General features: G+C 59.4%; 5 protein-coding genes and 2 pseudogenes. 2 read left to right on the top strand and 5 right to left on the bottom strand.

Annotation, left to right across the window (positions count from 1 at the left end):
• Window positions 1-380: pseudogene (locus NW809_RS07985) on the bottom strand (hypothetical protein); the annotation flags it as partial.
• Window positions 381-572: 192 nt separating this feature from the next.
• Here NW809_RS07985 and NW809_RS07980 point away from each other — a divergent pair.
• On the top strand, window positions 573-2105 hold the full coding sequence (locus tag NW809_RS07980; RefSeq protein ID WP_414401894.1) for a leucyl aminopeptidase: 1533 nt from the start codon (window positions 573-575) through the stop codon (window positions 2103-2105).
• A gap of 221 nt (window positions 2106-2326) precedes the next feature.
• Here NW809_RS07980 and NW809_RS07975 read toward each other — a convergent pair whose 3' ends face one another.
• Both NW809_RS07975 and NW809_RS07970 read right to left on the bottom strand, forming a co-directional pair.
• Window positions 2327-3406: a hypothetical protein gene (locus NW809_RS07975; RefSeq protein WP_414401893.1), complete on the bottom strand. Its 1080-nt coding sequence runs from the start codon at window positions 3404-3406 to the stop codon at window positions 2327-2329.
• A 66-nt stretch (window positions 3407-3472) separates the two neighbouring features.
• Window positions 3473-4147, bottom strand: coding sequence for a hypothetical protein (locus NW809_RS07970; protein WP_414401892.1), 675 nt, complete (start codon window positions 4145-4147; stop codon window positions 3473-3475).
• 320 nt (window positions 4148-4467) lie between these two features.
• On the opposite strand from NW809_RS07970, the gene NW809_RS07965 reads away from it, so the two are divergent.
• The gene (locus NW809_RS07965; RefSeq protein WP_414401891.1) at window positions 4468-5973 is read left to right on the top strand and encodes a hypothetical protein; all 1506 of its coding nucleotides are present in this window, start codon (window positions 4468-4470) and stop codon (window positions 5971-5973) included.
• A gap of 440 nt (window positions 5974-6413) precedes the next feature.
• On the opposite strand, the gene psaB is transcribed toward NW809_RS07965, so the two are convergent.
• Together psaB and psaA are read right to left on the bottom strand one after the other, a co-directional pair.
• Window positions 6414-8651: a photosystem I core protein PsaB gene (gene psaB / locus NW809_RS07960; RefSeq protein ID WP_414401890.1), complete on the bottom strand. Its 2238-nt coding sequence runs from the start codon at window positions 8649-8651 to the stop codon at window positions 6414-6416.
• Window positions 8652-8672: 21 nt separating this feature from the next.
• Window positions 8673-9818 (bottom strand): annotated as a pseudogene (psaA, locus tag NW809_RS07955) (photosystem I core protein PsaA); the annotation flags it as partial.

Below are 9818 nucleotides of genomic sequence, written 5' to 3'. Positions count from 1 at the left end.
GGGCGGGCTGCCCCCGCTATTCCCTCGCCAATGGGAGGAACGCGGTAGATGCTCATCCCGTAGGAGGCCTCTTCCTCTTTGGCCACCACCTTGAGCGGAATATAGGCCGACCACTCCTTCACCGCCCGCTCCACAAAGGCTTTCCACTGGGGGTGATCCCCCTGGATGTAGACGGGGATGGGGTAGAAGGCCCACTGGGCATAAGCTCCCCCTGGCAGCAGCGGCTCGATCTCTTCAAAGTAGTCTCCCGCCGACTTGTCGTAGGCGTAGCGGGCTAGGCCTGGGGGCAGCTTGAGGCGAAGCGGCTGCGGCAGCTCTTCCAGGGGTCTCTGCGCCTGGGCCAGGGATCCCACCCCCCCTACCGCCAGGGCAAGGAGCATTGCGCAGGCAATAACCCCAAGCTGAAGGATGGAACGCCGCCGCCAGACCATACCTTGGGTCTCTCCCTTTCTGATTAAAGGCTATTGACTGGAAAGGTCCACGTCGATGCCAGCCGAGGGATCCCCTGTCCTAGAAGCGGCAAATTGGCTACACTGAAAGTCTGCCGTCCATAGCTTGGCCAAAGGTTTCCCATGCAGCTTCGTCTTGGCGAGCCCCCTCTAACGCAGGCCGAATGTGCCCTGGTCTACTGCTTTGCCCCCAGCGGCGAAAACGCCACCTTCCCGCTGCCTGCTGAGATCGCTTCCCTGGACGAGAAGGTGTGGTCGGGGCTGGTGGCGGAAGCGGTTCAAGAACAGAAGTTTCAGGGCAAGCCCAACAGCAGCCTCGCCCTGCGCCTGCCAGGGCCTATCCGCAAGCTGGTGCTGGTGGGGCTGGGGGATCCCGCAGCGCTGACTTTGGAAGGACTGCGACGGGCTACTGCCAACGGCCTGCGCCAGGCCCACAGCCTTAAAGCCAAGCAGGTAGTGCTGTCCTTGCCAGACACTGGGCTGGATCAGGTGCGGGCGGTGCAGGCGGTGGCCGAAGCCAGCCTCCTAGTGGCCCACCAGGATAACCGCTTCAAATCTCCCCCCAAGCCCGACGAAGAGCGCGGCTTTTCCGTTGAGGAAGTCACGCTCTTGGTGCCAGGACTGGCCCAGGCCCGCCAAGACTGCGAGAACGCCCTTCAGCAGGCCACCGAGATGGCTGCCGGGACGATCCTGGCCCGCGAGCTGGTGGCCGCCCCTGCCAACGTCGTCACGCCTCCTGCCCTGGCCGAAACTGCCCGGCAACTGGCCCAAGACTACGGCCTAGAGGTGGAGATCCTGGGTCGGGAAGAGTGCGAAGCCTTAGGCATGGGGGCTTTCCTAGGCGTGGCCCAAGCCTCGGATCTGCCGCCCCAGTTTATCCACCTCACCTACAAGCCCAAAGAAGGGGATCCCGTCGCCAAGCTGGCTCTGGTGGGCAAAGGTCTCACTTTCGATTCCGGCGGCCTCAACATCAAAACCGACTCCCGCAGCATTGCCATGATGAAAACCGACATGGGGGGAGCGGCAGCCGTCTTGGGAGCTGCGCGGGCCCTGGCCGCCCTCAAGCCGCAGGTAGAGGTGCACTTTATCGTCGCTGCCACCGAAAACATGATCAGCGGCCGGGCCCTCCACCCCGGTGACATCCTCACCGCCTCCAACGGCAAGACCATCGAGGTCAACAACACCGATGCCGAGGGCCGTCTCACCCTGGCTGATGCCCTGGTGTTTGCCGAGAAACTAGGGGTGGACGCCATTGTTGACCTAGCGACCTTGACTGGCGCCTGCGTCATTGCCCTAGGAGAGGAAATCGCCGGCCTCTTCACCCCCGACGAGAAGCTGGCCCAGGAGCTGCAGCAGGCAGCCAACCTCTCTGGCGAAAAGATCTGGCGCTTACCCCTGGAAGAGAGCTATTTCGAGGGCCTCAGCTCCACCGTAGCCGACATGAAAAACACCGGTCCTCGCTCTGGCGGCTCCATCACTGCCGCCCTCTTCCTTAAGCAGTTTGTGGAGAAAACCCCCTGGGCCCACTTAGACATAGCTGGTCCCGTTTGGGCCGAAAAAGACTCGGGCTACACCAACAAAGGCGCCACTGGCTACGGCGTGCGCACCCTCGTGGAATGGGTCTTGGCACGGGAGATGGCAGCCACCTCCTCTTAGCCTCGCTGCCTGCTGTTGTCTGCTGGTTCCAAAGTCCTGCGCAAGTGTTGGGGGGTGGCGCGGCAGCGGCACAGAGTGCCTGGGAATTGCCTACAGCTTACAGGGCTGTCTAAACTTGCAGCTCCTTTCCTTGAGCTGTCTTGAGCAGCATAGGAATGCTCACAGCTTGACCCATCTGCCTCACTTTTACTTGGGTCAAGGGTAAGAACTCTACTTAAAAGTTACGGTGTAAAAGTTACAGTAGCTGAACCAGAAATCGCTGGCGGCGCGCCATTGCTCAAGAGAGTAACTGGTGGGTTGGTGTAGGTCACTGGTAGTGGTGGTGGTGGAGGCAGGGGCGGAGCTTGCTCGACCGATACAGAAACCACGCAGGAGGCGCCTGCGGCTAGGCTTCCGTTCATGAGAGAAATCGCGGTCCCAAGGGGAGGTGCCGTAAGCATACCACAGGTGTTTGAGGTAACTGCTGGATTCGTAATTCGTAACCCTGTGGGCAAAATGTCGATGAAACTGAGGCCGGTTATGGGAACAGTTGCAGTGTTCGTAATTGTGAAGACAACAGCCACGACGTTGCCGTTTGTAGTCGAGTTAGGAACAAACTGCTTATTGAACGTTGGAGCAGTAACCGGGTTCACTGACAGATTAACAGGTGTGCTTTGAACAGCAGGAGCCTGGTTACTGGTCAGAGTTACGGCAGGGTTAGTATAGGTACCTGTGCCTGCAGCAACAACCTGAACAGTAACTGTACAAGTTGCATTGGCAGCCAGTGTTCCACCGCTTAGAGTGATTAGGGCCGCGCCTGAAGTCGGAGCAAATGATCCACCACAGGTATTGGTGAAGTTGGGCGGAGTGGCAACAACTAACCCTGCAGGCAGGTTGTCTGCAAAGTTGAGGCCAGTCAGTTGGATCCCGGAGTTGTTGGTGATTGTGAAGCTTAGGGTTACGGGAACACCCACTGAGGTTGTGGAAGGACTGAAGCTCTTAGTAAACGTCGGGGCAGCCAGGGGGCCTGGAGGCAGGCCAACGATGCTGGGAGAGGGATTTGGAGTGGGCAGGGGCGGGATCGTCGGCGCCGACACAGGAGGGGGCACAAGAGGGCTGGGTTGACCTGGGGGAACAGATCCAATCGGAGGAGTGGATGGCAGCCCTACCCCCGTTCCTCCAGGTTCTGTATTCGGGTTTTGCACAGGGATGATTGGCCCTGGCAGCGAGCTGATTGGATTCCCCTCTTTAGTTTGTTGACAAGCTGTTAGCAAGCCCAAGCACAAGCAAGCCAAAACCCCAGCTACTTTTCCCGTTTTCATTCCCTCATCCTCCTGCCATTCAACTCTCTCGTGGCACAGATACAAACAGCTTTGCTCAGCTCCAGCTTAGGTGGCTTGGGCGCGCGCTTCCAGCCTCAGAGCTTGACCAAATGAATCTCGAATGACCACGATTACCAAAACCCTTTCTCCCGCAGCAACGTTGGTGTTGTAGGCGGCTGGATCCGCCGGGAAGGTGAAGCCGTTGGTAAGCGTGATCCCGTTGATTCGGTCGTCGTAGCTATTGCCTCTGCCTATCAGCGTATTTCTAAACTGCTCAATTGCCGTCGGCAAAAAGATACCGGTAATATCTGTGCCGCGACTGATGTTAAAAAACTGAACCTCTACGCTCCTGATCACTCCTGGAGCAAGTAAGCCGCGCAAGGTGATAGTTACAAAGGCGGATCCCACTGGGGGAATCACAGCAGGGTTTGGCGGGGCGGACAGCAAAAGATTAAACTCCCCAGTTGGCAACAGACTAGGCGGATCCGGAAGGTCGGGTTGAACCGGCGGTGGGGTGATGGGGGCGAAATCCGGACCAGGGCGGAAGGTGATGGGCGTGAGATTGGGCGCGATCGTAGGGGCAACGGCCACAGGAGGAGGCGTGGCACCGCTAGAAGCCAGTAGAGGCGGCACCCCGCTGGTGGTCTCGCTACTGCAGCCGGTAATCAGCGCAACCGAAGCACAGGTTGCCCAAAGAGAGAGGCCGCCACGGCCAAGGGCTGAGCCAAAACGTCGTCTCATCGAAAAATCTCCACTCACTCACACCACAGCAAACGTCTTAGGCAGCGTCCAGCGGGGATCCACCGAGCTTGCTCAAGTCTTATGCATCTGCACAATTTCAAGGGGGATGCCTGCTGTTAGTTCTACTGCATCCTAGAGCGTTGTCAAGCGAGCGGCAGAGCAAATGCAAGAAATTGTTCTGGAAATGGCCCATCCCCTAGATATGGGGTATCATAGCCTCGAGCAGGGGCGGCCAGCTTACCTGTAGCGTTAGGGGTTGGGTGCCTTCTCCCCATTTTGTGTGGATTTGCCCAGATTTAAGGTGTGTGAGGAAGTGCCGTATGAACTTCAAAGGTCGCTCGTTGGCGGTTTTGTGTGGAGTCTTGCTGCTAGGCGGCTGCGGAGAAGTTAATGAGTCTCCGACCTTGCCTGGGCCCGTCCAGGTAGATCCGGCTGCCTTTGTCTCGGCCCAAGAGTATCGCTTTACCCCCGGCTCGGTGCTGGAGACCACCAGCCTGCGGCTGGACTACATCAACCCGAAATTCGACAACGGGATCCCTGTGCGGAGTAGCGGCTTTCAAGGCAGTGGAGAAGCCCGCATTACCAATGTAGAGGCCCGCATTCTGCCCGTAAATGAGATCCCAGCGAATGAACTGACAGTTGACTCGACCCTTCGCTCCAGCACGCTGGCCATCCAAATTGCCCGAACCACGCCGCTGGTGAATCTCATCGCCTTCGGCCCCAACGACGGCAAGCTATCGACCCAGTTCAGTATTGCCGGGCTGGTTGCTCTTTCCACCAACCCCAACGACCAGCGCATTCGAGTCAATACAACCTTTAGAGCTGCCGTTCCGGATACGAAAACTGTTTTAACTTTGACCGTGCGCCGCATCTTGGTTAGCCGCAATGGCAACCAAGTCGTCTTAGAGGGAGATTCTTCTCTCATTGTCCCCACCGTGGGTGTGTTGTTTGAAGATGGTGGTCCTGGTCCTGGGGGTGAGATTCTGGCGCCAGGCTCTTTTGTCAATCCTCCCCCACCTCAAGGGCCTGTCACTGCCATTCTGCAAACCGGAAGCTTTTCCGCCAGCTTTGTGGTGCGGCAGCGGGGGGTTGCGGGCGACGGCACTCCTGAGGATGCCTTGGCTCTGTTTGCACGCCTAAACTTCCGGCCCAACCAGGCGGAGATTGTCTATCGTCCTGCACAGGTGGGTACGCAGTCGGTACTGTTCGCTCCGGATCCCACTCGTCCAAACATCTTGCCCAATCAGTTGGTTCGCATCCGCCGCCTGTTGAACGGTCGTGTTCAAGCGGAGTTTGACCCAGCCAACACCAGCACAGTCCTCAACTTTGTCCAGGTCAGCCCGCCACCGCGGCCTTTTCCCACCCCAATTCCTCAGTTACCTGTCGCCCCGACTCCGACACCCACGCCGGGTGCCCCAACAGCCTTTGACTACTTTTTCTCCCTGCGCACGGAGCGCTCCACAGGTACGTTGCCTGGATCCCCTGTGGAGGGAACTAATCTCAGTCCTGTTATCCTTCAGGGCATTGTCCCCACCACGGGAGATTTTGTCTTCCGCACCTTAGCTGGGGCACAACTGGCCGGGCCGTTTAATAGGGCAGATATTGGCGGTTCTCTGCTGCGAGGCAACTTGAATTTGGTTTTCGATCCAACCACCTCTGGCTCGAATATCTCTGGGCAATTCTTTATTGAGCAAGAGTTCCCCACTGACAACCAAGTTATAGGCCCGAACCCACCAACTGGCGACGGAAATACGGGTACTCCTGATGCAGGGGGAGTTATTCTCATTATTCGTGGATTCTTTGAGGGCACGCAGGTGCGGCTGTAGCCTCAGCAGCCTGTCTTGAAATATCCAAGCCCAGCCCTCAGAGCTGGGCTTTTTTGCCGGATTAGGGAGCCCTTCGTCTATCTGCTCAAAAAACTTGAGCCAAACTCTATTCTTGGCTACTCATCCTCCTGGAAGCGCGCAATCGCAAAATCGGGCTCCGGCTCATGGTTGGGGATCCTGGTCGTGCACAGGGGCCTGCTCTTGCACAAGGCCCATCAACAGTCGATACAGGCGGCTCCCCGTTTTCTGAACTGAAACCCTGTCCTTTAGCTCTAGTCGGGCAGCCCCTTAATCCACCTGAGACAGAGACTCAACCAGCCGGTGAAACTCCTCGTGCAGCCAAGTCATGGACTTAGCGACAGCGCCCTTCTCGCTTGACCGAGGAGCAAAAAAAGGGATCCCCCCGCGGGATCCCTTAGTTGCTTAGCCACTCGATTTCGCTAGCCAGATAGGGAAGCTGTCGAGGCGATCACAAAGGCCGCATAGGTCAGCACATACCCCACCGTGAAGTGAGCCAGGCCCACCAGACGACCTTGAACAATCGACAGAGCTACCGGCTTGTCCTTCCAGCGGATCAAGTTGGCCAAGGGGGTGCGCTCGTGCGCCCACACCAGCGTCTCGATCAGCTCTTGCCAGTAGCCGCGCCAGGAGATGAGGAACATGAACCCTGTCGCCCAGACCAGGTGGCCAAACAGGAACATCCAGGCCCAAACCGCCAGGTTATTCATCCCGTAAGGGTTGTAGCCGTTGATCAACTGGGCAGAGTTGGCCCAGAGGTAGTCCCGCAGCCAGCCCATGAGGTAGGTGGAGTTCTCGTTGAACTGGGCGGTGTTGCCGCTCCAGATCCCCAGGTGCTTCCAGTGCCAGTAGAAGGTCACCCAGCCGATGGTGTTCAGCATCCAGAACATGGCCAGGTAGAAGGCATCCCAGGCGGAGATGTCGCAGGTGCCGCCCCGCCCCGGCCCGTCGCAGGGGAAGCTGTAGCCGAAGTCTTTTTTGTCCGGCATCAGCTTGGAGCCACGGGCATCCAACGCCCCTTTGACCAGGATCAACGTGGTGGTGTGCAGGCCCAGGGCAATGGCGTGGTGCACCAGGAAGTCGCCGGGGCCAATGGGCAGGAAGAGGAACCCATTGGGATCGTTGATGGCTTGCAGCCAGCCAGGCAGCCACACGTTGCCGTAGTTAGGCCAAGCAGTGGAGGCAATGCTGTTGGGATCCGACAACAGCACGTTCATGCCATAGAGCATCTTGCCGTGGGAGGCCTGGATGAACTGGGCAAACACCGGCTCAATCAGGATCTGCTTCTCCGGCGTGCCGAAGGCCTGCATGACGTCGTTGTGGACGTACAGCCCCAGCGTGTGGAAGCCCAAGAACAGCGACACCCAGCTCAGGTGGGAGATGATCGCCTCCTTGTGATCCAGCACCCGCGCCAGCACGTTGTTCTTGTTGGCCTCCGGATCGTAGTCCCGCACCAGGAAGATGGCCCCGTGGGCAAAGGCCCCCACCATCAAGAAGCCAGCGATGTACTGGTGATGGGTGTAGAGAGCCGCCTCCGTGGTGTGATCCATCGACATGAACACGTAGGGGTTGAGGGCGTACATGTGCTGCGCCACCAGCGAGGTCACCACTCCCAAGCAGGCCAGCGCCAACGCCAACTGGAAGTGCAGGGAGTTGTTGACCGTGTCGTAGAGGCCCCTGTGCCCTTCGCCCAGCAGGCCCCCGAAGGGGGTGCCCTTCGGCGGGTTGTGGGCGCCCAGGATCTCGCGGATGCTGTGGCCGATGCCCCAGTTGGTGCGGTACATGTGCCCAGCCACGATGAAGATCACGGCAATGGCCAGGTGGTGGTGGGCCATGTCCGTCAGCCACAGGGACTGGGTGTTGGGGTTGAAGCCGCCCAAGAAGGTGAGGATGGCCGTGCCCGCCCCTTCTGCCGTGCCCCAGACGTGGTTGGCCGTGTCCGGGTTCTGGGCATAGACCCCCCAGTTGAGGGTAAAGAAGGGCTTCAGACCTGCCGGGTGGGGCAGAGTGGTAAGGAAGTTGTCCCAGCCTACGTGCTGCCCGCGGGACTCGGGGATGGCGACGTGTACCAGGTGACCAGTCCAAGCCAGGGAACTGACCCCAAACAAGCCGGCCAGGTGGTGGTTGAGACGGGCTTCAGCGTTCTTGAACCAGCTCAGGCTAGGCCGGAAGCGGGGCTGCAGGTGCAGCCAGCCGGCAAACAGAAACACCGCCGCCAACAACAACAGGCCAATGGCGCCGGCGTAGAGATCGCCGTTGGTGCGCAGGCCAATGGTGTTGAACCAGTAGTACAGGCCAGAGTAGGCCGCGTTGACGGGGCCGCCGCCCCCCGGTTGGGTAAAGGCCTCCACCGCCGCCTTGCCGAACTGGGGATCCCAGATGGCGTGGGCGATGGGGGTAACCCCCGTGGGGTTGGCCACCCATTGTTCATAGTTGCCTTGCCAGGCGATGTGAAAGACGTTGCCAGAAGCCCACAGGAAGATGATCGCCAGATGGCCGAAGTGGGTGGCAAACAGCTTTTGGTAAAGCCGCTCCTCCGTCATGCCATCGTGGGTCTCGAAGTCGTGGGCGGTGGCAATGCCGTACCACAGACGCCGAGTGGTGGGATCGCTGGCCAGGTCTTGGCTGAATTGGGGAAAACGAGTTGCAGTAGTTGCCATGGTTTTCTCTTCCTCCTTGCCTTAGCCGAGTGCGGCAAACCGTGCCAGGAAGAACGCCCACGTGGTGACGATCCCGCCCAGCAGGTAGTGGGCCACACCGACCGCCCGACCCTGGATGATGCTCAGGGCGCGGGGTTGGATGGCCGGAGCGACTTTCAGTTTGTTATGGGCCCAGACGATGGACTCAATGAGCTCCTGCCAGTAGCCACGGCCGCTGAACAGGAACATCAAGCTGAAGGCCCAGACGAAGTGGGCACCCAGGAAGAGCAACCCATAGGCCGACAGCTCCGAGCCGTAGGAGTTGATCACCTGCACCGATTGCGCCCACAGGAAGTCCCGCAGCCAGCCGTTGATGTTGATGGCGCTGGTTGCGAAGTTGCCGCCCGTGATGTGCTCGATCGTGCCATCGGGGTTGACGGTGCCCCAGATGTCGCTCTGCATCTTCCAGCTGAAGTGGAAGATCACAATCGAGATGGCGTTGTACATCCAGAACAGCCCCAGGAACACGTGATCCCAGCCGGAGACCTGGCAGGTGCCGCCGCGGCCCGGGCCATCGCAGGGGAAGCGGAAGCCCAGCTTGGCCTTATCGGGGATCAGGCGGGAAGAGCGGGCAAACAGCACCCCCTTGAGCAGGATCAGCACGGTGATGTGGATGGTCATGGCGTGGATGTGGTGCACCATGAAGTCCGCTGTGCCCAACACCATCGGCATCATCGACACCTTGCCGCCCACAGCCACCACGTCGCCGCCGAAGATGGGGCTGACCGAAGCGCCCACATAGGGAGCGGTGCTGGCGATGGCCTTAGTGTGCAGGGATTGAATCCACTGGGCAAAGATGGGCTGCAGTTGGATGCCGGTGTCCGAGAACATGTCCTGCGGACGGCCCAGCGCCTGCATCGTGTCGTTGTGGACGTAGAAGCCGAAGGCGTGGAAGCCCAGGAACAGGCACACCCAGTTCAGGTGGCTGATGATGGCGTCGCGGTGGCGGATCACCCGATCCAAGACGTTGTTGCGGTTCACCGCCGGGTCATAGTCGCGAACCATATAGATGGCCCCGTGGGCAGCGCCGCCAACGATGAAGATGCCGCCTATCCACATGTGGTGGGTAAAGAGGGAGATCTGGGTGGCGTAGTCGATGCCCATGTAGGGGTAGGGGTTCATGGCGTA

Origin of the sequence: Synechococcus sp. WC101, assembly GCF_047461555.1 — a bacterium.
Taxonomy (GTDB): domain Bacteria; phylum Cyanobacteriota; class Cyanobacteriia; order Thermostichales; family Thermostichaceae; genus Thermostichus.
Note: the sequence above shows the minus strand (reverse complement) of the source record. Positions and strands in the feature narration are given on the sequence as shown.